Source organism: Moorena sp. SIO3H5 (genome assembly GCF_010692395.1).
Classification (GTDB): Bacteria; Cyanobacteriota; Cyanobacteriia; order Cyanobacteriales; family Coleofasciculaceae; genus Moorena.
The window spans coordinates 1-23,619 of the sequence record NZ_JAAHHS010000080.1; the positions used below are offsets into that span (position 1 = coordinate 1).

21 protein-coding genes are annotated in these 23,619 nt (G+C 43.9%); 14 read left to right on the top strand and 7 right to left on the bottom strand.

What is annotated here, in order from left to right; translation table 11 throughout:
• From F6K52_RS11755 to F6K52_RS11765, 3 genes are all read left to right on the top strand, one after another.
• Positions 1 to 385, top strand: a 385-nt coding sequence (locus F6K52_RS11755; protein WP_293077609.1) for a HetP family heterocyst commitment protein, incomplete at its 5' end; no start/stop codon positions are given.
• Between the two features lie 771 nt (positions 386 to 1,156).
• Positions 1,157 to 1,459 carry a hypothetical protein gene (locus F6K52_RS11760; protein WP_293077611.1) on the top strand — a complete coding sequence of 101 codons (303 nt, stop codon included), beginning with the start codon at positions 1,157 to 1,159 and terminating at the stop codon, positions 1,457 to 1,459.
• Positions 1,460 to 1,745: 286 nt separating this feature from the next.
• Positions 1,746 to 2,045, top strand: coding sequence for a hypothetical protein (locus F6K52_RS11765; protein ID WP_293077613.1), 300 nt, complete (start codon positions 1,746 to 1,748; stop codon positions 2,043 to 2,045).
• 536 nt (positions 2,046 to 2,581) lie between these two features.
• Here F6K52_RS11765 and F6K52_RS11770 read toward each other — a convergent pair.
• Positions 2,582 to 3,106, bottom strand: coding sequence for a hypothetical protein (locus tag F6K52_RS11770; protein ID WP_293077615.1), 525 nt, complete (start codon positions 3,104 to 3,106; stop codon positions 2,582 to 2,584).
• Between F6K52_RS11770 and F6K52_RS11775 the strand changes: the two genes are divergently transcribed.
• From F6K52_RS11775 to F6K52_RS11785, 3 genes are all read left to right on the top strand, one after another.
• The gene (locus F6K52_RS11775) at positions 3,099 to 4,091 is read left to right on the top strand and encodes a calcium-binding protein (RefSeq protein WP_293077617.1); all 993 of its coding nucleotides are present in this window, start codon (positions 3,099 to 3,101) and stop codon (positions 4,089 to 4,091) included. The two genes, F6K52_RS11770 and F6K52_RS11775, sit on opposite strands and share 8 nt — an antisense overlap.
• Positions 4,092 to 4,225: 134 nt before the next feature.
• On the top strand, positions 4,226 to 5,008 hold the full coding sequence (locus F6K52_RS11780) for a peptidylprolyl isomerase (RefSeq protein WP_293077619.1): 783 nt from the start codon (positions 4,226 to 4,228) through the stop codon (positions 5,006 to 5,008).
• Between the two features lie 92 nt (positions 5,009 to 5,100).
• Entirely contained in the window at positions 5,101 to 5,316 is a 216-nt protein-coding gene (locus F6K52_RS11785) for a hypothetical protein (protein WP_293077621.1), read from the top strand.
• Between the two features lie 156 nt (positions 5,317 to 5,472).
• Here F6K52_RS11785 and F6K52_RS11790 read toward each other — a convergent pair whose 3' ends face one another.
• The 4 genes from F6K52_RS11790 to F6K52_RS11805 form a co-directional block, all read right to left on the bottom strand.
• Positions 5,473 to 6,312, bottom strand: coding sequence for a hypothetical protein (locus F6K52_RS11790; RefSeq protein WP_293077623.1), 840 nt, complete (start codon positions 6,310 to 6,312; stop codon positions 5,473 to 5,475).
• A gap of 1,138 nt (positions 6,313 to 7,450) precedes the next feature.
• On the bottom strand, positions 7,451 to 8,446 hold the full coding sequence (locus F6K52_RS11795; RefSeq protein ID WP_293077625.1) for an NAD(P)-dependent oxidoreductase: 996 nt from the start codon (positions 8,444 to 8,446) through the stop codon (positions 7,451 to 7,453).
• A gap of 410 nt (positions 8,447 to 8,856) precedes the next feature.
• The gene (hemE, locus tag F6K52_RS11800; RefSeq protein ID WP_293077627.1) at positions 8,857 to 9,918 is read right to left on the bottom strand and encodes a uroporphyrinogen decarboxylase; all 1,062 of its coding nucleotides are present in this window, start codon (positions 9,916 to 9,918) and stop codon (positions 8,857 to 8,859) included.
• Between the two features lie 263 nt (positions 9,919 to 10,181).
• A complete protein-coding gene (locus F6K52_RS11805; RefSeq protein WP_293077645.1) occupies positions 10,182 to 11,099 on the bottom strand; it encodes an LD-carboxypeptidase in 918 nt (305 codons plus the stop codon).
• A 246-nt stretch (positions 11,100 to 11,345) separates the two neighbouring features.
• Between F6K52_RS11805 and ffh the strand changes: the two genes are divergently transcribed.
• From ffh to F6K52_RS11825, 4 genes are all read left to right on the top strand, one after another.
• Entirely contained in the window at positions 11,346 to 12,785 is a 1,440-nt protein-coding gene (gene ffh, locus F6K52_RS11810; protein WP_293077629.1) for a signal recognition particle protein, read from the top strand.
• A 429-nt stretch (positions 12,786 to 13,214) separates the two neighbouring features.
• Positions 13,215 to 13,463, top strand: a complete 249-nt coding sequence (gene rpsP / locus F6K52_RS11815) for a 30S ribosomal protein S16 (RefSeq protein WP_070390611.1) — start codon at positions 13,215 to 13,217, stop codon at positions 13,461 to 13,463.
• Entirely contained in the window at positions 13,438 to 13,854 is a 417-nt protein-coding gene (locus tag F6K52_RS11820) for a KH domain-containing protein (protein ID WP_293077631.1), read from the top strand. The genes rpsP and F6K52_RS11820 overlap by 26 nt, the downstream gene beginning before the upstream one ends.
• 197 nt (positions 13,855 to 14,051) lie before the next feature.
• Positions 14,052 to 15,008 (top strand): PhoH family protein, encoded by a 957-nt coding sequence (locus F6K52_RS11825; RefSeq protein ID WP_293077633.1) that lies wholly within the window; start codon positions 14,052 to 14,054, stop codon positions 15,006 to 15,008.
• A 14-nt stretch (positions 15,009 to 15,022) separates the two neighbouring features.
• On the opposite strand, the gene F6K52_RS11830 is transcribed toward F6K52_RS11825, so the two are convergent.
• Entirely contained in the window at positions 15,023 to 19,033 is a 4,011-nt protein-coding gene (locus F6K52_RS11830) for a CHAT domain-containing protein (RefSeq protein ID WP_293077635.1), read from the bottom strand.
• A 762-nt stretch (positions 19,034 to 19,795) separates the two neighbouring features.
• Here F6K52_RS11830 and F6K52_RS11835 point away from each other — a divergent pair.
• Entirely contained in the window at positions 19,796 to 20,611 is an 816-nt protein-coding gene (locus tag F6K52_RS11835) for a DUF6816 family protein (protein ID WP_293077637.1), read from the top strand.
• A gap of 196 nt (positions 20,612 to 20,807) precedes the next feature.
• Here the strand turns inward: F6K52_RS11835 and F6K52_RS11840 are convergent, their stop codons facing one another.
• Positions 20,808 to 21,722, bottom strand: a complete 915-nt coding sequence (locus F6K52_RS11840) for an alpha/beta fold hydrolase (RefSeq protein ID WP_293077639.1) — start codon at positions 21,720 to 21,722, stop codon at positions 20,808 to 20,810.
• Positions 21,723 to 22,053: 331 nt separating this feature from the next.
• On the opposite strand from F6K52_RS11840, the gene F6K52_RS11845 reads away from it, so the two are divergent.
• From F6K52_RS11845 to F6K52_RS11855, 3 genes are all read left to right on the top strand, one after another.
• A complete protein-coding gene (locus F6K52_RS11845) occupies positions 22,054 to 22,602 on the top strand; it encodes a thioredoxin family protein (protein WP_293077641.1) in 549 nt (182 codons plus the stop codon).
• Positions 22,603 to 22,723: 121 nt separating this feature from the next.
• On the top strand, positions 22,724 to 23,452 hold the full coding sequence (gene pyrH / locus F6K52_RS11850; RefSeq protein ID WP_293077647.1) for a UMP kinase: 729 nt from the start codon (positions 22,724 to 22,726) through the stop codon (positions 23,450 to 23,452).
• Positions 23,439 to 23,619: ribosome recycling factor (locus tag F6K52_RS11855; RefSeq protein ID WP_293077643.1), on the top strand; the 181-nt coding region annotated here is incomplete at its 3' end. The genes pyrH and F6K52_RS11855, both read left to right, overlap by 14 nt.

The window sequence follows — 23,619 nt, forward strand, 5'->3', positions numbered from 1 at the left end:
CAAAACCCTAGATCCTGACAAGATTAGTTTAATTGAAGAAGCAATTCGCGATCACAAGTATTCGTGGGCTTGTGTTTTAATGCTACGTTGTTTGGGTCTTAACCCCTTAGAATACATACCGTCGCGAACCTACTGCCGATTGCGACGGGATAACGAGAAAATGGACTCACTCAATCAAGCTACAACCGACAGCCTCAAGCAGGATCGGGAAAATGCTGCTCTGTCTAATGTTTCAGTTGCTCAGAAGTGCTTAAGGAATATTAAAGATCTTGACTATGCAAAGCCCCTTGACAGCAGAAGCCAACTAGTGCAAGGGGGCTCTCAAGAACAGTGGTTTAACAACAAATTGCAAAAATTCTACTCAACTACACTACTAGAAAGATAAGGTGTTTCTAGGGACTGGTAATCTCACCATTAAAGTCAGGGGCTGATAGCTCAATGCTGACAGTCCCCAATCGCTGAATTTATTTTATTTTTGCTTAATTTTTTGATACTGCATACATTGCATTAATACTCCCAAGTTAGTTTTCCATAACTTGGGAATTTTTCATAACAATTTGTAACGCTAAACTATCGCTAAAACTTTTCCGCCAAATTGGCGTGACAAGTGAGACAAATTCAAGTAATACCGGTAGGATTGAATTAACAACAACCAAGGAGTTGTCAGTTACCTACCTAACGTGAATCTTGGGTCGAGCTAAAGTTTCCGCCAAATTGGCGTGACAAGTGAGACAAATTCAAGTAATACCGGTAGGATTAAATTAACAACAACTAAGGGGTTGTTAGTTACCTACCTAATTTAATCAAGAGTCGAGCTAAAGTTTCCGCCAAATTGGCGTGACAAGTGAGACAAATTCAAGTAATACCGGTAGGATTAAAGTAACAACAACCAAGTTGTTAGCTACCTACCTAACGTGAATCTTGGGTCGAGCTAAAGTTTCCGCCAAATTGGCGTGACAAGTGAGACAAATTGAATTAAGAGCGGTAGGATTAAAATAACAACAACCAAGTTTTTTTTAGCTACCTAACTAATTTAATTCAAGTTTCGGCCAAATTGGCTTGACAAGTGAGACAAATTGAATAAAGAGCGGTAGAATAAAACTAACAACAACCAAGTTGTTGAATAACACAAAACTTACAAAAGAGCAGACCAACCATGAATATTTTTGACCTAAATCACATCGAAGTTGTTAACGAAGAAACCAATATTGTTGGTGGTCGTCGTCGTCGCGGTCGTCGCTTCGACTTAAAATTGGACAAGAAAATTCGCCTTGATATCGATGTCGATATCAATAAGGATGTTGACTCAAGGGTAAAAGTCAAGGGCCGCCTAGCTAATGCTGAAGCTACCGCTGAATTCGTGGGTAAAGGCGACTTCCTCGTTGAAACTGATACTGACGCCTTTATCGGTCCCAGTGGCGGTAGTGCATTCTCTGTATCCGTTGTTGCAGCTCCTTAGAACGAAGGTAAATCCTGACCCTAAGGTGTATTTAATTGCATCCAAAATCTAAGCACGGGGTGAAGCATTAATATCTATAAAATAACTTGGCGCGCCAATGCTTCCCCCTTTAATTAAGATTCAATAGACAGACTATACAAGGAATATCTGCTAGCTTCAGGACTTAGCAGGTAAATTTGGCTGTGTGAGCTTACATAAAACTTTCCTTCTTCCTCCTTTAGTTAAGTCTTTAGTTAAGGAAGGTGGGAGTCATCAGTTTAGGCATAGGTGCAAAGAGAAAAAAATAATGATAATTAAGGATCTAGATTTTGCTCAGAAATATACTCATGAAAACGGTATTTTTGGGAGTGCATCAGCCTCTGCTAATACCCTGACATTTGCTTCCAAGGATTTGGCATTAGCTGCGGCAGATGCAGATGCTAGGGGTAAGCGTTTTTCAGTCAGAACTAGGACTGATGCCAGACTAAATCCTAAGTTTGGGATTAGCAGGGCCAGAGCAAGTGCTGACGCTATTGCTAGAACTCGCAGGGGAACTTCCCGTACTGTGTCTGACAGTCGGTCTATATTTTTATATTCCTCAAGGTAATTTTCGGAAATCCAGCTACAGCTTAATCAAGTTAATCAAGATGTTCGGTAATAGGTAATAGGGAAAGGTTAAGAGGCGATGGAATATGCTAAAAAAACGCTGGTCTATCGCCTAGCGCCTAGGGGATATGGGGAGATGAGAGCTATGGATTTCAGCCTTTAATTTATCACGATAAACCGAGTTCCAAAGGTCTTGTGCATAAGTCCTGAAAATGCGCATTATCCTAATCACGTCTTCATCATTCTTTATCATTTTTGGTGAGCTTAGGCTGATGGATGTCTAAATAATTACTAATCAATGAGCAGACAAGTATCCGATCAGTGGAGCAGCATTATAGAGACACTTTATTGGCTAAACTAATCACCATTTAATTGGTATATTTTTTGAATTGAGCGATTTTTGTTGATAGTTAACAGTTGAAGCTTGGTAGAGGTAAGACCTGTCTGTGCAGCAGTAGAAAAGTTAACGCTCAACACTCAACAGTTAACAGTCCAAAATGCAGATTCAGCAGGTGCAGCTCAAGGGTAACGCAAGGCTTATAGCCGATTAATAGCCATGTTTAATTTCAGCAGAACATTGACATTTCTTCCTAGTGTAAGCCGAATTACAGAGAGGTTCACACAGAGGTTCACACAGAGGTTAAAAAAGCCGATTACACAGAGCATTACACGGAGCATCACAGATAGCATCCCAGACAGCACCACACAGAGCACAACACAGAGCATTACACGGAGCATCACAGATAGCATCCCAGACAGCACCACACAGAGCACAACACAGAGCATTACAGACAGTATCACAGACAGCATCCGAGAGAACCGTAGTTTAATTACTAGTTCAACTGCGACTACAAACAGTTTTTCAAACAATTCTTCAAGAACCATAACCATCAGAAACAATAGCCTCACTATCAATGGCAACAATGGTAGTAAGATAGTAACTAACGACTCACAAACAAATAGCACAAATAGCAGTTCATGGACTAATCGCTGGAGTTCAAGCACTAGCGATGGCTTAATCAGTGGTGTGAGGGCAGGTGTAGGGTCTAACCTAATGAGCATCACTACTATTAATGGCAATAGCACACTGCGGGGTACTCAAGGCAATGATGAACTAACTGGGGGAGATGGGGATGATGTCCTGATTGGTGGCTTTGGTACAGATACAGTCACAGGGGGCAACGGTAGCGATACATTTGTGCTGGGATTGGAAACAACTAGTCCAATAACTGACCCTTCTGTAGCTGATCAAATCACTGATTTCAATGCTGCTGAGGGTGACAAGATTGGTTTAACTGGGGGACTATCTGGGGAGGACATCCTACTAGAGGTATTTGATAGCAATGGTGATAGCACAGCTGATGGGACTTTAATAAAGCTAGCATCCTCTCCCGACAACGGTATCCTAGCACTAGTCCAAGGAACAGTGAATGCTCAGGGTGAGACTACCCTAACCAGTGCTGATTTCATCACGACCTACGACAACACTATCATTGGTACTGAAGGGGATGACGAACTAGTCGGTGGCAACAGCAACGACGAAATTCAGGGATTGCAAGGCAATGATCAAATTTCCGGAGAGGCAGGGGATGACCTCCTGAAAGGAAACCAAGGTAACGATAGTATTAATGGCAAGGATGGCAATGATATTTTACTGGGTGGAGCAGGCAATGATAGCTTAGATGGTGGCGATGGTGAAGACTTCCTGGTTGGTGGCATCGGGCTAGATAGCCTCACGGGCTGGAATGGTGGTGATACATTTGTTCTAACCCAAGAAACTAACCCGATCACTGATCCAGGATTAGCTGATCAAATCACTGACTTCAATCAATTTGAAGGAGATAAGATTGGTTTGACAGTCGAAGTCTTAGTAGACGATATTGTCTTAGACGTATTTGATACCACTGGTAATGGCATTGCTGATGCCACTTTGGTGAAATTCAATAACGATATTCTAGCTGTAGTCAAAGGAGCCGTAGATGGACAGGGTGCAACCACCCTAAATAATGATGATTTCATCACAGTATCTGATGCAATTTTCTCATAATATTGATAAGTAGTAAGAATCATCTTGATAAGTAGTCGGAATCAGCCCATCCCTTACATCTGTTAACTCATCCATTGTCCCATATATTGCCCCATTACCCCATCAGCTAACATCTGAGCAAGGAAAACCTAACTATGAGTATTCTTTCTAGAGCATCCCTTGAACCACAAGAAATTACTGAGTTTCTGAAACGAGAAATCCAGCTCAAAGATGTCTCTGAGAAAATTTTGTATCAAAAAGTCATTAATCGAGCTGCTGCGGAAAGAAACTTAACCGTCACCGCCGAAGAAATTCAGGAAGAGGCAGACAAATTCCGTCACGAAAATCGCTTGGAAAAGGCTTCAGACACCCTAGCTTGGCTAGCGGATAATATGATTACTTCCGATGACTGGGAAGCCGGAATTCGCCAGCACTTGCTAGCTAAAAAGTTATCGAAGTGTCTATTTGATAAAGATGTGGAAAAGTTTTTTGGTCAAAATCGACTGGATTTTGACCAAATCTTGCTCTATCAAATTATTGTAGCTAACGAGAAACTTGCCCAAGAACTTTTCTATCAAATTGAAGAAAAAGAAATTAGCTTTTATCAAGCAGCTCATATCTATGACCTTGATGAGGAACGCCGACAGAAGTGCGGTTTTGAAGGAAAGCTTTACCGTTGGAATTTACGTCCAGATATAGCAGCGATTGTCTTTGGTGTACCTATTGGACAAGTGGTCAATCCCGTCAAAACTCCTCAGGGTTATCATATCTTGATGGTAGAAAGGTTTATCTCTGCTGAATTAACACCGGAACGGTACAATGAGATATTGGATAGACTGTTTCAGGATTGGCTCAATCGTGAACTCAACTATATGCTTCATAGTGACACTATGGTTGATAATGTTGAAATTCAAACTGCCGAGGCGTTGGGTCAGTAGTGGCATGATTGAGGGTAATGGGTAATGGGTAAGTCAGCTAAAGGCCGTTGGCTACTAGCTGACTGTCAAAAAAGCCATGGAGGGATTAAGTTATGATGCGCTCGGGGATAATCAGAAAATGGATAGTTTCACCAGATGGAAAGGTAGTAGTGCAAGCCGAAAGTAGGGCATTTGCATCTGGTGAGCAAGCAAAAACCAGTCAAGAGATTACTGTGACCAGAGACTCGGCCAGGAGTTATAGTAGAAGTTCCAGCTCTAGCGTTGCATCTTCTACGGGAAAAAATAAGGGAGCATTTTGCTCCCACTAGCGGTATTTTTGCTAACTAATGACTAATTATATCAAATCCGCTCCGCTTCACTAATTATTATATTACTGAGCTAGTAATTACTAATTTATAATTACCAACAATCCAGAAAATAGTTGATATGTGATTAACCGGATTTGATTATAATTAATAGTATGATTAATTATTTAATAATTTTGAATTTTTGGTAAATTTTGTAGTTTTTACTCGGTATCCAATGCTCAGTAAACCGAAGAAAAGTAAGCCTAGCAAGTTTGAGGATTCAGGAGCTTTAACGGTTACCTTATTTCTTTTAGCTTCGACTAAGGTCAAATAAGTTGCTGTCTCGAAAGTGCGCTCATAATAACCCTTAACATCAGCCAGAGCAAATTCTTCTGTTCCTCCAAACAAGGTAGTAAAGTCGTTATCAGCAAACACATTGTCACTGTGAGCAGACTCAAGGAAATCATCATCTCCTAGAGTTTCTAAGTTACCAGAGAGAGCGAAGAAGTCGATGGGAGTACTTAAGTCATCGCTGTGATATAACTCTAATGCTACGGTGCCAGAAGCACTTGCACTTTCCGCAGGTGGATTGTCGATTAATGTGATTAGATCCAGAAAACCATTGAAATCGAAAGAAAAGGTTTCCCCTGCATCGACAAAGAAGTTGTAACCGATAAGTCCAGCAAAACTTTCCGCCACACCAAGGTAGTTGCTTCCGTCACCTTGAGCGCTACTCGAAGATTTATTACTAGCTTGTTTTAGTGGATCGAGTGAATCAGGGTTAAAAATTGATTCCGCGTTGGCCTCAGCAATCACATCACCCCCAGTTGAAATGGTCAAAGTGTCGGCTTCAGCCAGGGTAACAACTTCCAGAGGATCAGTACTAAAGTTTCTCAAGTCGAAGGATCCTTTAGACAAAGCGAAAGTAGCAGCCAGACTTGGTGCAGCAGCGAGAACGGAAGCGGTTACTGTAGCGAACAGTGCTAATTGTTTAGCAATGGTTTTGTTCATTTTCATATTTATTTTGGTCTTGTGGAATAAATTTCAACCAGCGAAGTTTTTTTGAACTGCCTAAATTGGCGGTTCAATTTGGGAAATTAAAGGCAAAATACAATAATTGTTCTGATACTAGTGTTGTCATTGTTGTCTTCAACAGTTAGCACAGATATTTATTGGTGCCAACACAAAATCCGGAAAATGATTATAAAGAATGGTCTAAATTAAAATTTTGACCATTCTTTATCCGGAAAAAATCCCTATTTATAGGTAAGTATTAAGCTCATAAAATTGCTCATAGCTGGCAATGGTAGGATGCGCTTAGGGCGTTATATGACGACTTAAGACTTACATTTATAGATTAAGAATAAGCGAAAAATTCGCTATTAATTATAAAGTCAGCGTAATTATACGTATTGATTATTTAAAGACTTTGTGAACTTAATTTCTGGCACGTAAAGAATTTATAAAAAGCTTTCGTTGGATGATTCAACTGTGCTGGAAAGCATTGAATAGCTTGTGTTTGGTCATGGGTAATAACTAATCGTTAATCGTAAATCAACTACCAAGCAATAATTACAAATTCTTAATTAACTGAAAAATTAACTATCGGCTATAATCCTTATTTAGTTTGGTTTTAGCCAATTCAGTTATGCAATTTATTAACCTGTTTTTTATCCAACTTGGAAAGAATAATCAAGGAGTTAGTTCTCAGTAATTGAGTTCTGATACCGAGTTAGATTCAAAGATAGTAGATTGCTTGGATAGGGAGATAGGGAGATAGGGAGATGGGGAGATGGAGAGATGGAGAGATTGGGGGAAGAGAAAGTTGTATGTTTGTCCGCAACTTGGTATGAGTAATTGAAAATATGCTTATGATGCTCTATGTATACTTGTGGAGCATAGTGACCTTAAACCTAAAGCTGGTGTAAAGTTAGAGCTGCTAAAGTTAAAGCTGGTCAGTATTTTGGGGTGCTTGTATTACCCCCTAGAGCAATTCGCGATTATCTATTACCTGATATATCTATAGCGTTTATCGTCGCTATGATAAACGCTTTATGTTAGAATTAAGCAGAATTTAGATTGCACCAATTCAAAAATTAAAGACAACTTAACTAGGAGTCCTGTTTCTAGTTTAAAGTGTAACGATTTTAAAAATCTAATCTCTGCGAATGCCACTAACTTTCAGAACGTCAGTAAGCGTAGGACAGTAAGTCGGTAAACCGAAGGTGGTTGGATTAACGGGGTTGTGATAAATAAAATGTCGGTAATTTAAGGAAAACCGACTCCAAGGATCCATCTGAATCCGGAAGAGCACAATAAAGATATTGGCAAGCCAGATAAACAATGGTATGCGAAAATAAATTTGTTTATCTAGATACTTACAAACTTCTTCTACGGCTTGGTTGACACTCAACGGCTGACAACCTAAAACCAATCTACCACTAGACATGCACTCTTCTTCTGGACTCAATGCTTGAGAGAGAGGATGATCAATCAGGTATCCCACGACCTGAGCAATATCTTGGGCGTGGATGAAGTGGAAACTGCCATCAGCTTTAAACCAACGAATCAAGTTAATCCATTTGACAATATCTGGGAGTCCCGATGAGAGATGGGAGTAGGGTTTAGTTTCGTCTCCTCCCAGTACCAAGGTAGGAAAGACGGTAGTTATCTTAGGAGCGGAGGCTAATTGGGATAAGCGCTTCAGACAAGTGTATTTGGAATAGATATATTCTGTTCCAAGTTCACCGGCTTGTTTCAGTAATTGGTTATTCCTATCCAGTACGCTAGCAGTAGAGAAATAAATCACTTGCTCACAAACAGTAGGGTCAAGCAAGTTGATTAACTGGATAGTTTTGGCAACGTTAATATCAAATGTTTCCTGTTGCCCTCCCCAAGCGGTTGCTGCCAGAATTGCCGCATCCATGGTCTTGAGCAAGTCACGAAAGTCTTCAATCTGCCGCAGGTCACCTTTCAGGATGGTAATCCTAGCACGCCCCTTGTCGCCAAACTTCAAGTCGTCAAACTTTAATTTGTCAGGGTTTCTGACTAACAAATACAACTCATGGTCAGTTTCGAGACTTAAGGCTTCAGTGATGTAGTGACCAATGCAGCCACTAGCACCAGTTATAAAAATCCGCTTGGAGGTCATGGGATTTTGGATTTTAGATTTAGTGATATACTACTGACCCTGACCTAACACAAACAGACAACTAGGTCAACTAGTTCTAGGGGTACAAAAAGGTTTTGATCGAGTAAAGAACACTTCCTTGATTGTTGTGGTGATGGATTCTTAAGGATAGAATCCTTAGTACTCTAATTTGAGTAGTCTAATTTGTTGTTTGTCTCATCCCCTTGATGGGGATGAGACTGAAGCGAGGATTCCATTTAGTGGAGGGGCTACGTGGACAAGTAAACATCTGCACCTTGAAAGCCCGGTCCAACTCTGACCGAAGGATACCCTGGGGGGGACTAGCGCTCCCCAAACCTATGGCTGCTAGAGGGAGAAAATGGGACAGAATCTGGTTATCGATTCTCTACTCTCTATTGTGTTATCGAATATTATGCATGAACAGCCATTAATTGATCTGCCTGTTTGGCAGTTTCAAAGAAGAATCTAACGTTATCTTCTGGAGTGCCGGGTAAAACACCATGACCAAGATTTAAGATATGACCTTCGTGGCCAGCTTTGCGAATAGTATCGACAATGCGATCGCGGATAAAAGCTTGTGACCCAAAGAGCACTCCTGGGTCGATATTGCCCTGAACTTTCATATCAGGACCCAATCTTTTTCTAGCTTCTGCCATGTCTACGGTCCAGTCTACGCTGACCATATCAACCCCCGACTGTCCCATGCGTTCAAGCACTCCAGCGCTACCACTGATATAGAGAATGAAGGGGGTATCTGGGTGAGTGGCTTTAACCTGCTGTACTACTCGCTGCTGATAGGGTAAGGCAAAGGTTTCGTAGTCTTGGGGACTCAGTTGACCTGCCCAAGAGTCAAACATTTGTATTACCTGAGCACCGCTATTGATTTGGTAACGGACATAGATAGCGATCGCATCAGCTAGCTTACCCAAGAATTGGTGTAGCATAGCTGGTTGTGAGAAGGCCATCCCTTTAATGATGGAGTAATTTTTAGAACTTTTACCCTCAATGGCATAAGCGCCCAAAGTCCAGGGAGCACCGACAAAGCCCAGCACTGCTGCTTCATTGCCCACTTCGTCCCGTAGCGCCTTCAAAATTTTCCGGATAAACCCAAATTTCTCTAAATCCAACAGATGTAGCTGGTCAATTTGTTCCTGGGTACGAATCGGTTGGTTAATGATTGGCCCTTTACTTTCGACAATATCAAACTCGATACCAATCCCTGGCAATGGAGTTAGAATATCGGAGAACAAAATCACTCCATCTGGTCTAAAGGCTTTCCAGGGTTGTAGAGAAATTTCAATCGCGATGTCTGGATTTTCCGAGCGCTCGCGAAAACTCGGATACTTATCCCGTAAATCGCGATAAACCTTCATATAACGACCTGCCTGTCGCATCATCCACACAGGGGGGCGCTCTAACTCATCACCACGAGCCGCCCTCAACAAATAAGGAACCTCGGTTGACCCAGCCATATGGCATCTATCCTATTATACTTTTTTAAGTGTATTTGTCAGCTTATCATGCTGGTATTCCCTTTACTCTCCTGATTTGAGAAGATTAAAAAAGTGTTAATAATAAGTTACATTTTAAGACGGTGCCTTGGCCAAAAGGCCACGCTACGCGAACGTTAAAAGGTGATGGAAAGAAATGGAATAACAAGCTTTCCAGCTTGGCCAATAGGCCACGCGTGCGCGTTCAACCTGCTAACCTGTTAACTTGCTAAACTGCTAACTTGCTAACCTTCAACCCAACTCAAGGTCCCGGCCTCAGCATCTAGTTCAACCAGCTTTCCTACAGGAAGGGCAGCGTTAACCCCATCGTGACCGAAAGGCAAGTCAGAAACAACCGGTATACCGAGATCCCAAATGCGATCGCGCAACACTTCCTCCACAGTCCAGCTAGGAACATCTTTGGGAGGAGCACAACGGCTAAACCGCCCTAAAGCAATACCTTTCACCCCGGCCATTGCACCACTCATGCGCCACTGAGTCAACATCCGGTCAATGCGGTAGGGAGCCTCGGTGACATCTTCTAGAGCAAGAATAACTCCTGATAAGGAAGGTTGTAGGGGTGTACCGAGCAGATGAGTAGCGACCGTAAGATTAGCCGGTAGCAACACACCAGAAACTTTACCACCTCCCCAACCAACCCCTTTCAAGGGAGCTATGGGTCGTCCTTCCACCCAATCAAACAATCGATTGACTGACCATTCCGGTTCACCAGCAATAGTAGTCAATAACGGACCATGAACACCGGAAATCCCTATCTGACCAAGACTCCACAGTAAAGCCGTAATATCAGAAAAACCAATCAACCACTTCAACTGTTCTGGCCATTGTTCTGGCCATGTCCAGTCTTCCAGAAGTCTAGCGCTACCATAACCTCCTCTAGCACAGAGAATGCCCCGACATTTGGGGTCAAGACAGGCTTCGAGCAACTGTTGGCGTCGCTGACTATCAGTCCCAGCTAGGTAACCTTCCCTAGCGTTCCAGTTCTGTGGTAATTGCACATGGTAGCCACGGGATCGCCAAATCTCAATCCCCTGATTGAAAGCATCAACCTCACGCAAGGTTCCACTTGGAACAATTACCCGCAATACATCTGGCGGTTTTAATGGTGGTGGTAGCTGGCATACAGAAAAACCAGCCCTCATCTGTTGCACAGAAAGTTGATTCACGCGCTCCCTAATTCGGCAGTAGCTTTTAAGTCATGCCTTGATTTTAACCGCTTGAATAAATGTCACGAATAGCCTAGGGCTGAAGACTTACCTTACCAAAATATTGAACTAAAATCCCCACAAGCGCTATCCTAGTAAGGTGTGTAGCTAAGATGTATAGACTATCAAAACTCTGGCGACCTAGTAAAGTAACCATAAAAACAAAACCATCACAATTGACGTATGTTTGATGCTCTCGCCGAACGCTTAGAAGATGCTTGGAAAAAACTACGGGGTCAGGACAAGATATCTAGTTCTAACATCCAAGACGCCCTAAAAGAAGTGCGTCGCGCCCTGTTATCGGCAGACGTCAACCTACAAGTAGTCAAAGATTTCGTTGCTGGAGTAGAAGCGAAAGCACAAGGCAGTGAAGTCATATCAGGTGTTCGCCCTGACCAGCAGTTCATCAAAATAGTCTACGACGAACTGGTGCAAGTGATGGGGGAAACCAATGTTCCCCTAGCCCAAGCAGACACCCCACCAACCGTTGTGCTAATGGCTGGTCTACAAGGTACTGGTAAAACTACCGCTAGTGCAAAACTTGCTTTACATCTGCGTAAGCAAGAACGTAGCTGTCTGCTAGTGGCTACAGACGTGTATCGACCCGCAGCCATTGATCAATTAGTAACCCTCGGTCAACAAATTGATGTACCGGTGTTTGAGTTAGGTACAGAAGCTGACCCAGTAGACATTGCTCGTCAAGGGGTAGAACGGGCAAAAGCAATGGCTATCGATACGGTAATTATCGATACAGCAGGACGACTGCAAATTGACCAAGAGATGATGGGAGAACTCTCCCGCATCAAAGAAACCGTCCAACCCCACGATACCCTACTAGTGGTAGATGCCATGACTGGTCAGGAAGCAGCAACCCTGACCCGCACCTTCCATGAGCAAATCGGCATTACTGGGGCAATTCTCTCCAAACTTGATGGGGATAGTCGTGGTGGTGCTGCCCTTTCAGTCAGGCAAATTTCAGGTCAGCCGATTAAATTTGTTGGGGTTGGGGAAAAGGTCGAGGCACTACAACCATTTTATCCAGACCGCATGGCATCCCGGATTCTGGGTATGGGGGATGTACTGACCTTGGTTGAGAAAGCCCAGGAAGAGATTGACATCGCTGATGCTGAACAGATGCAACAGAAAATGCTGGAAGCAAAATTTGACTTCAGCGATTTCTTGAAGCAGATGCGCCTGTTAAAGAACATGGGATCCCTTGGTGGCTTGATGAAACTGGTTCCAGGGATGGGCAAACTCAGTTCTTCTCAACTTCAACAAGGGGAAACCAAACTCAAGCAGTCCGAAGCTATGATTAGCTCCATGACCTCCGAGGAGCGTCGTAACCCAGATTTATTAGCTAGCTCTCCGAGCCGCCGCCGCCGCATTGCCCAAGGTTCTGGTCATACGGAAAAAGACGTCAGGGGTCTGGTGAGTGAATTTACCAGAATGCGATCGCTCATGCAGCAAATGGGTCAAGGTCAGATGCCAGCCATGGGGGGGTTAGGTGGTATGTTAGGTGGTATGGGGGGTGGAAATTCTCGTAATCTACCTGGTTGGCGTGGTAGTGGCTCTGGCAAGAAAAAGAAAAAAGGTAAGAAGAAGAAGGGATTTGGGGAATTATAGTAGAAAGTTAGCCAGTAAAAGGTTAGCCAGTAGAAGGTTAGAAGGTTGAACGCGCACGCGTGGCCTTTTGGCCAAGGTTAGCTCCTAGAAGGTTACGCTGAAGGTTAGCCGGTTGTTCGCCTTTCGCGTTCTGTGTAGGGTAGGTTAGCTCCTAGAAGGTATGCCTGAAGGTTAGCCGGTTGTTCGCCTTTGGCGTTCTGTGTAGGGTAGGTTAGCTCCTAGAAGGTGACGCGGTAGAAGATTAGCCAGTAGAAGGTTAGCCTGAAGGTTAGCCCGTTCCCATCAGGCGTGGGGTGTCGGGTAGCTGAGAAGATTGTCAACAGGTAGCGGCTTGCCTGCTGAGTCAGTTAAAATCTACACCATTCAACCTGTTCACTTTCAAACCCCCAAAGATCGCTTAAAATCAAACAGGTGAATTAATTAGGTACAATGATCAAAATCAGATTAAAACGATTCGGCAAAAAGCGTGAAGTAAGCTATCGAATAGTGGCAATTCCCAGCAATGCACGCCGTGATGGGCGTCCTCTAGAAGAACTGGGATTCTATAATCCAAGAAATGATGAAACGAGGCTGAATGTACCAGCAATAGTGAAGTGGCTCAAAAATGGAGCTCAGCCAACACAAACCGTGCGTAATATCTTGCAAAAAGCTAATGTTTTTGAACAAATCCGTACCTGAAATTCTATCTGCTTCTGTTAGAGATGATGACCCAGATTATTCAGCACTGGTGAGATTTTTAATCGAGCCGTTCTTGGAATCACCAGACTCCCTCAGCGTAGACTGTGAGAAATCAAATGGAAAAGAGCGTGTCTGGATTCGACTAGCTTTTAATGGAGAGGATAAAGGGCGAGTTTTCGGTCGGGGTGGTCGCAATATTCAAGCGATTCGGACAGTAATTAAAGCGGCAGCCCAAGCTGCTGGCCAAACTGTTTATTTGGATATCTATGAAGGCTCAGGCTCAGGTAGTAGCCCTCGTCGAGACAATGGCCCTAGTCGTAGAACCATTGTCAGAAGAAATTTACCTCGCCGAGTTTCCAGACCTAGAGTAACTCCAAGATTTCGCTCCTAGTTCTCTACTGCAATAGTTTTGAAGGTTTGGGTAATGAGAGGACAATAGAAAAAAGGGAGTAAAAAACATCCTGCTGCTGTACCTCTCATTACCAATGGCAAGAAACACTGATCAAACACTATTGACAACTCCCCATCTAACCCTAGGAAATTAGGACAGGTTCGTTAAGCAGACAGCAAGCCTTTAGTTGATAAACCTTGAGTGAAGTATCCAAAACAATTGAGCTACCCAGCCCAGAAAGTGCAATCGCCTTGGTTGGAGACCAGGAAGAAAACCTGAAAACCCTATCACGGCAAACCGGTGCGCATCTGGTGCTGCGAGGGCAAGAGTTATTGATTTCTGGCACCGAAAAACAGGTCGAGCGGGTATCATCCCTAGTGCGATCGCTTAAAATCTATTGGGTCGAAGGTAAAAGGATTACAGGAGTAGACATCCAAACCGCAATTCATGCCTTAGATACCAAGCGACAGGATGAATTACAAGATTTACATCAAGATGTGCTAGCTCATACTCGCCGGGGTGAGGTGATCCGAGCTAAAACCTTCCGGCAACGGCAGTATATCAAAGCTGTACTAACCCATGACCTCACCTTCTGTGTGGGACCAGCAGGCACTGGCAAAACCTTCCTAGCTGTGGTAATCGCCGCTCAGGCGTTACTAAATAATCAATATGAACGACTGATTCTGACACGACCAGCGGTAGAAGCTGGTGAAAAACTTGGCTTTTTACCAGGAGACTTGCAGCAGAAAATTAATCCCTATTTGCGCCCCCTCTATGATGCTCTCCATGAACTGATTGATACAGAGAAGACTGCCAATTTAATGGAACGGGGCATTATTGAAGTGGCTCCCCTAGCGTATATGCGAGGTCGCACCCTCAATAATGCCTTCGTGATTATTGATGAAGCTCAGAACACCACACCAGCCCAGATGAAAATGGTTTTGACTCGTTTGGGTTCACGTTCTCGGATGGTAGTCACTGGTGATCTCACCCAGACCGATTTATCTAGCAACCAACCCTCAGGATTAGCGGTAACCCTAAAAATATTAAAATCTGTAGAAGGCATTGCTTTCTGCGAACTCACCAATAAGGATGTTGTCCGTAATGCCCTCGTTCAGAGGATTGTTACTGCTTACCAAAACTATGAAAAGTGAATACCAATTATTCACTACGGATCCCCAACCAGAGTGAAAGCAGCCCAATAGTAGGGATGAGAAAAGCTTTGTTTTCCTGGTCCTGACAATTCTGGCGGTAACGAGATGTTCTTGCCCGAGCCATATAACTGATTATTCTCGATACGCACATTGCCTTGAATCATCGCTAACTGTGCCTGTCGTAAAGCTTCGCTTTTACTCGATGTTTTTCTCAACTGACGGTAAAACTCAGTAGTCAGCCCCAGAGCACCTTGATCACTGACATACCAAAGGGTTGCCAAAGTCGAGTCAACTCCTGCCTGAAAGGCTGACCCAGCAAAACCCAACTCTGCTTCTCGATTGCCCAAAGCAGTTCGGCAAGCACTGAGTACCAATAACTCTACCGATGGCTCATAAAGCAGATTTTCCATTTCATACAGCCTTAGTTTGCGGTTCCACATCTGAATGTAGGAATCGTTAGGAGTTCCCGAGTTGAACTCTGCATGGGTGGCTAGGTGAATGATGCCATATTGCTGCTGTTCTCGTTGAGCCATTAAATTGTCCAGAGTAAAGGCTTCGTTGAGAAAAGAGCGACCTTTCCACAGTTTTTCAGTGATGGTGCTTAACTCCACTTCTACCCCAGGCAAAGGTTGTTGATAAGCAAATTTCGATGCTCCCATTGCCAGAACCTGGAAGGGTCTGACATCTGTATGACGAGAATAGGTTAAGCTCAGACTAGGCACCAAATTAACACCATACTTCTCAACCAGATATTGTTTCCCATCGTAGATAGCTGCTATAGGTAGGGAACGCAAACCCTCATCCATAGCAAATATTAGGCTCTTAATCTTGCGGGCGTTTAATTCCTTCTGTAATGGCCCTATGATCCATCGATAAAGTTGCTCAGCTGGGTAATGGTGGGCTTTGGCATCCAAGCTGTTGGCATTGCTAAGCGATCGCTGAAATCTATTGGTCACAGCTAGGACTTGATCACGACTGGCACCATTGATTCGCCGGACAATTGGATTACCTTCAGCGGTGATTACCAAAAGTTCCAGCTGGTCGTTTGCTTGTGGTAAGCAACGCTCTGGTGCTTGAGGCACCTCAGAGAGTCGGTAACCAAACCGTCGGTCGATTTTGGGAACAGGGATTGAGGGCGTTTGACATCGAGTGCCTGGTAATGTATTTGAATTTTCGACAAAACTGACGTAAATCACTGCAGTCTTTAGCCCTGTCTCCCTCTCAAGCTCCCGAGTCCGATTACGGACATCATTCTGAGTGTTGATTTTGGTCTTGAAGGGTCGCTGAAAGTGTGACTCATATTCTTTCGTGAAGGCTTCTTCAATCAAATAAACTGGGTCACTTTCAGGTGGAACTTCCTCAGTTGTGGAATTTGAGGTTGTTTCAGATGAAACAGTAGGGGTTCGAGAGTCTGAACTACCAGGGTCCGAACTACTAGCGTTTGAGCTACTAGCGTCTGAACTACCAGGGTCTGAACTAGAGGGCTCTTGCGTGTCACTTATAGTCTTGTCAGAGGGGGAAACGGGAGTCTCGCTACCACTTTTTCCACCGTTTGGCTCACTTGTTTCAGGGGATGTTTCACTATCTGTATCCAAGATAGTCTTAGTTTCAGGGCCAGGGTCGATCGCGTCAGGCTCAGGATCTATCGCGTCAGGCTCAGGATCTATCGAGTCAGGCTCAGGGTCGATCACGTCAGGGCCAGGGTCGATCACGTCAGGGCCAGGGTCTATAGGGTCTATAGGGTCGATCACGTCAGGGCCAGGGTCGATCACGTCAGGGCCAGGGTCGATCACGTCAGGGCCAGGGTCGATCGGGTCTATAGGGTCTATAGGATCGATCACGTTAGGGCCAGGGTCGATCGGGTCTATAGGGTCTATAGGATCGATCACGTTAGGGCCAGGGTCGATCACGTCAGGGTCGATCACATCAGGGTCGATCACATCAGGGTCGATCACATCAGGGTTCGTTTCAGTTTCCGGGGAACGGCGAAAAATCAACTTACCTGAGTTCTCTTCACTGGAAGCCCGCAAATCTTGCTGGATTTGATCTGTTATTTGTTGTTCCTGCTCTAGGCTGATCTCTTCCTGACTAACAAACTCTACATCACCAGCTTTACCATTACCCCGAGCTCTTGTCGAGATCTGCAACTTACCAGAGTCGATACTATCTAAATTTGGAAGGTTAAACGTTACTTTACCAGCATTACCATCCCCTGAAACCTCAGTGTTTATATCGAGTCTTTCTCCTTGTATGGTAATACTGCCCTCTTTGGTTTCCAAAAATACATTACCAGAATTATTACCATTGTTTTCTGTAGTTCTTATTTGGGTAAAATTATTATTTATCTCATCACTATTGCGAAAAATAATGTCACCTTGAGCAGATAAGATTACAGGACCAGCATTACCTTCAATGACAGGAGCATCCTCATTAGTATTAAAACTGGTGTCGATATTACCAATAGTGATACTTCCTGATAGAGGCTCTCCAGAATTGTCCGTAACTTGAGATGGAGCATCTCCAGAATTGTCGGTAACTTGAGATGAAGCATCTCCAGAATTTTCTGTAACTTGATTGGTCAATTCATCTGTAGTCAAGCCCGCCCTCAAAATTACGGCACGACTACTTCTTAAAGTGTTAATATCTGATTGGCCAATATCTGAAGCTGAATCTGGGTCTAAATCAGCTAGCCCAGTATCTGGTGCAGTGATTTTGATATTCCCAGCTTCAATATTTCCTGTGGATTCTACTTTAAGAGAAGACCCTGTGTAATCCCCAAAAGCAACATCCCCAACAGCAGTGATAATTGGGTCTTGGAGGCTAACAAAGTTATTTGGTTGACCAGCTAAATTCTCAATTGAGAAATTACCGCCACTGGCAAAGTGAGCATCTGTAGAGATCTTGCCATCGCTGACCAAGCTCAGGTTGCCACCACTCTGGAAGCGGGTGTCAGGATTGTTCAGTGCTAGGATATCAATGCCCCCATCCCCCTGAATCTTGAGGTTTCCTCCTGCAACGGCTTGGAAGGAATTCTCTGGTGTGTCCCTGATCAGTAAGGTCTCTTTCGCCAATAGGCTTAAGTCCCCTGTGCTAGATAGCTGGCTTTCCGTCAGAGTCAGGTTATTGTTGGCAGAAACAGTTACATCCCCAGGCGCTATAGTGATGCCAGAACTAGTCAAGGTTACAGTTTCATCACCATTATCCGTGAATTCTGTGGCGTGACTGACACCATCCCCGGTTAATAGCTCAGCTAAAGAGAGTGGTGTAAAAGATTGTTCTGCTGTGGAGGGATCTGAGGTTAGGGGTTCAACTTCCAAATTCAGCAACAGTCCTTCCTGGCTAATTTTTACCAAACTTTCCCCAGGCACGGTAGCTATAGTAATTGTTCCTTCTGGAAGCTCCAGTTGATTGGTATTAATGACAGTACCACCGATTAAAGTCAGGTTATTTCCTGCTAGGATTTCTATACCCTCATTCAAAATTAGTCCTGGTGTCTGAGATGTATCAAACGCAAAGGCACTGGGTGTACCGACTAAGGTAGAGTAGTCATTGTCACCAAACGCATTAAACCAATTGTCATCACCAAAGCCAATCCTGGTCGCCGTAGTTGCGGTGAATGAAGCGGGTACATCCAGCTGGCTATTAGCACCAAAAATTATCCCTGCTGGGTTCATTAAAAACAGGTTAGGGTTACCCCCTGTGACTTGTATTAGACCGTTGATCACAGAAGCATTACCACCGGTGACCCGACTCAGAATGTTTTGTATATCCGGTTGAGATAGGAAGTTAGCAATTTGGTCTTGGTCTAGACCAAACTCCTGAAAGCTGTGAAAGATATTATTTCCAGAGCGAATGCCACCATCAATGTCAAATTGATTCTCATTGGGGGTGACTTGGGTCTGAGTGCCATCATCGGCTGGAATAGGCTGGGCTTGAGTTGGCATGACACCAATATGGGCTACCAACAAAGATACGGCTGCCAGAGACTGGCTGATGCGACTCACAGCTAATTTGATTTGGCTCATGGGTAATATCGTTTTTAATCGGCTATCCTGAGGTGCAATCCGTGGCGAATTTAATTCGCCAAGGTCAAGGGCACCTAAATTCCAAAACGCATTAGTCAACTACAGGATGAGATTAGCTATTTCCTAATACGTCTGTTTTTAAGCTGGGGTCAGATGCACTGTGGGGTATCAGCTGCTTAGGAGTGAATTACACTCAATTACACTAAATTACACTACTGAGGGGAATAGTACTCTGAGTCAGGGTTTGGTAAACATCAGGTTGGTGAGCTTAACTGAAATTTTGAAGCCTTTATGAAGATATAAGTATATACACTAGTATTATATATATTCTTTTATTATGATTGTTACTGATTAACTTTGTTCCCGTTAATTTATATTAACTTCACTAAATATTTTTGATATAGCCACATATTTTAAAGCTATCTTATGGTAAGCCGATTAGAATAATTTTTAATTACCAGGAATTGAAGTAAAATTAAGTAAAATCATTGATTAGGAAGAACTCTACAAATTTTGGACAGTTCTCGCGAGAGTGAACTATACTTGACAGTTAGCGCTGGATTAGGCTAAGGAATATCTAAAAGGCTATCTTAGTGAAAACACCGACAGTGGAAACATCTATAGTGCAGACAGCCAAAGTTACTATCGTAATAGTCAGCACTCCCCCTGTTGCTTTGATTCTTGCTTGGATAAGAAGATCTGCCTTACCGGCAAGATAGCTGACCAGTCTAAGGTGAGAGGACTTTTGGTTTGAGAAGAATTTTGGGATTATGTCTGGTGTTAACCTTGCTCCTGGCTGGTGGTGAGGCTCAGGCAGGAGAGTTAGCTGAGCGTTTAGGTCAGTTTCCTGATTGGAAAAGCAAACCGCCAGTCACAGCGGCGACCGGGGATTTGGTATATCCCACTTGGATGAAGGGGACTTGGAAAGTTACCAGCACCCTGATCGAGCAGATAGCACCTCTAGCACCAGAAATAGTGACACCAGGATTTGAAGGTAATCGCAGTCATCTAAAAGAACCAATTAGTTTTCTGGTGCGGTTTCAAAAGCTTGGGAAATCAAGCTCAGGGCTTGGGGATTGGTTTATTCCGTTTAGAACTCAACGTTCTAGAAAAAATCGGTCAGTCTTCAAACCTACCTCAGAGGTGGTTGCTGAAGAGGTGGTTGCTGACCGAGGGTTCAATGGGTTGAATATTGCTAGGGCTTACTTAGGCGAACCCATAATTAGAGCCGTCAAAGTAGACCCCAATTCCCCTAATCGCCAGGTTACCCTTCTGCGCACCGGGAGCCAACTGGTTTCGGTGATTACTGGTCGCGCTTCTGAAATACCAGCTCCGGATCAGTTTATTGCCACAGAAGTTGTCAACCAAGTCTTTCGCGGTACTCGCCGACCTTTTTTCAACGAAGTAGAAACCACAACAGCATATCAGTTCTATAAATCACCTAGTCCGATCATTAAGGCTGAGCAAGTCACAGCGGTTTACCTCTCACCACAAGACCCTGATTACTTTAAAGCCTTGGAAAAACCTGTGGCTCTCTATCGCTATCAATTAGAGCTGGTAGCAGTCAAGGACGGTTGAAGGTTGAACGCGAACGCGTGGCCAAAGGCCAAGGTTAACAGGTTCAAGGTTAACAGGTTCAAGGTTATTAAAGGGTGGCGTTGGGGAGGTGTTGGGGGATTTGCGATCGCGATTGTTCTTAACTCAACCTTAAACCTTAAACTGGGTAATCTTAAACATTAAACCTTAAACCTTCAACTGGATAACCTTCAACCCTTTAATAACCTTCAACCTGATTTCCCCCAATCCAATTCAGCAAAATCGGGTTTACTATCTCTGGTGCTTCATCTTGGGGACAATGACCCAAACCTTCTAAAGGAATAAACTTTTCTACCGTCGGGAATTTAGCTAATTCTCGTCCCAAGTCAATGGGTTCCCAGGGGTCTTTGCTGCCCCATAGTATGATGGCAGGACAAGGCAAAATTGGGATCAGGTCTTCTGGTAGAGGTCCTTGAGAATAGCTAGTAAAGGCAATAAAAACATCAGCTGCACCGGTATCAGCCGCTGGTGCCATGATTAGATCAAGCAGTTCATCAGTGACGGCTTCTGGACGACCGTAGGCTTGCAACAGAATATTACGCACTACTTTACGCTTAGCCAGCTGACTAAAAAAATACTGGCCAACCCACTTAATCTTTAAAAATCGTTGAAGTACTGGTGTGCCAAGACGCTTATACCAAGGCAGTTCAGCCTGTTTACGCTCATGGAGTAGTCGTAGAGAAAAGTTGAGCAGGGCCACTCCTTTGGCTAGCTCTGGATTATCTACAGCGGTTTGCATCAGGGCAATACAACCAATAGAGTTTCCGACTAAAAACGCCGGACCACCAACCACCTCCCGACAGAAATCGGCAATTTGTTGCCCCCAGGTTTCAAAGGTATAGTCTATCTCTATACCAGGAGTTGGTTTAGCTGAAGCGCCAAAGCCAATCAAATCAATGGCATAACATCGGCAGGTTTCCCCCAACACTGGCAAGGTCTTGCGCCAATGTCCGGAAGATGCACCAAAGCCATGGACCATCACCACAGCTGGTCCAGAATTACCGTAAGCTTTATACCCAATGGAAAAGCCCTGCCAAATCCAGGTTTTTGTTTCAATCTGATCCCTGATTGGGGCTGTGAAAGAGGAAGACATGCTCAAAAAATCCCAAGTTATGCCATAACTATACCTTTACATTTTGTAACAAAACCTAGTAACTATAGTAAATAGTCAGCTGTAGGAGTGGTGATTTTACGGATTGCCTATTGAGCCACGACAACCTATGGTGAAGGTTGGCAAAATGCTCCAGAAGCTGTTTTAGATTCTGAGCAGGTGGAATACCCTTAATTTAGAATTGGGTCGGGAAATTTACCCTTGATGCTAAATTCGTCTATGAGCTAATTAGCGATCGCATCATCTCCCCTTAAGCAAAGTTTGCATTAAAAAGGGGCTTGACCTATGATCCATCATCCATGATCCATCACCCATGACTATAGAAAAAATCATCATCACCATTGGCAGTTATGCTCCGGATTTTGAATTGCCGGGAACTGATGAGCAGGTTCACCATCTCTGCCGTTACTTAGAACGTTTCAAAGCAGTGGGAGTTATTTTCCTAGGCAACAACTGCCCCTATGTCAATTCCTACATCCCAAGACTCAAACACATTCAAGACCAGTTTGAACATCAAGGTTTTACCCTAGTGGGCATTAATGCCAATGATGTTTATCAGTACCCCGCAGAGAGTTTTGAGGAGATGAAGCAATTCTGCCAAGATCAGCAATTGAATTTTCCTTACCTTTGGGATCCAACTCAAGACGTAGCTCACAGCTTTGGTGCCCAGAAAACCACTGAGGCATTTTTAATTGACCATAAGGGAATTGTATGCTATAATGGGTCAGTAGATGATAATCCAGAAAATAGTGACGCAGTAGAAACCCATTACTTGAACAGTGCGATCGCGTCTGTTTTAGCAGGGCAAGAGATTTCACCACAATCAACTAAAGTAACTGGTAGTCCTATTCAGTGGCGATAATCCTTAAGCTGGGATTAAAAAAGAGCGACCAGGGATCAGCGATCAGCTATAACCCATGACGAATGGTAAATTTGACTGTTATCTTGATGTGGATAACAATTTCATAACAAAGAGTCGTGGCATGGGGATAAAATACCGAAGGGTTTTACTAAAATTGAGCGGTGAAGCCTTGATGGGCAATTTGGGCTACGGCATCTCACCGGAAGTGGTTCAGGAAATAGCAGCTGAAGTCGCTGCCGTTTTGAATGAAGGTGTTCAAATGGCAATCGTTGTCGGTGGTGGCAATATCTTTCGCGGACTCAAAGCTGCAGCGGGGGGGATGGATCGGGCAACTGCTGATTATATCGGTATGATTGCCACAGTGATGAATGCCTTGACTTTGCAAGATGCTCTAGAACGAAACGATATCCCGACACGGGTGCAAACTGCAATCGAAATGCAGGAAGTGGCAGAACCGTATATCAGGCGTCGTGCCATTCGCCACCTGGAAAAGGGACGAGTGGTCATTTTTGGGGCAGGTAGTGGTAATCCCTTTTTTACCACTGACACCACCGCTGCTTTACGAGCGGCAGAAATCGATGCTGAGGTAATATTTAAGGCAACTAAAGTTGATGGTATATATGATTGTGATCCTAACCTGAATCCTAAGGCCCGACGGTATCAGAGCCTGACCTACAGCCATGTCCTAAGCGAGGATTTGCGGGTGATGGATAGTACTGCGATCGCATTATGTAAAGAGAATAACCTCCCAATTATGGTATTTGATCTAAGGGTGCGGGGTAATATTCACCGCGCTGTTATGGGAGAAACTGTTGGAACAATAGTGGGAGGTTCCTGTGCAATTAGCTGATGTCGAAACCAGTATGCAGAAAGCTGTTGAGGCCACTCAACGGGCGTTCAATACCATTAGAACGGGTCGCGCCAGTACTAGTCTATTGGATCGGGTGATGGTTGAGTACTATGGTACCCCAACCCCCCTGAAATCTTTGGCTAATATCAACACGCCAGACGCTAGTA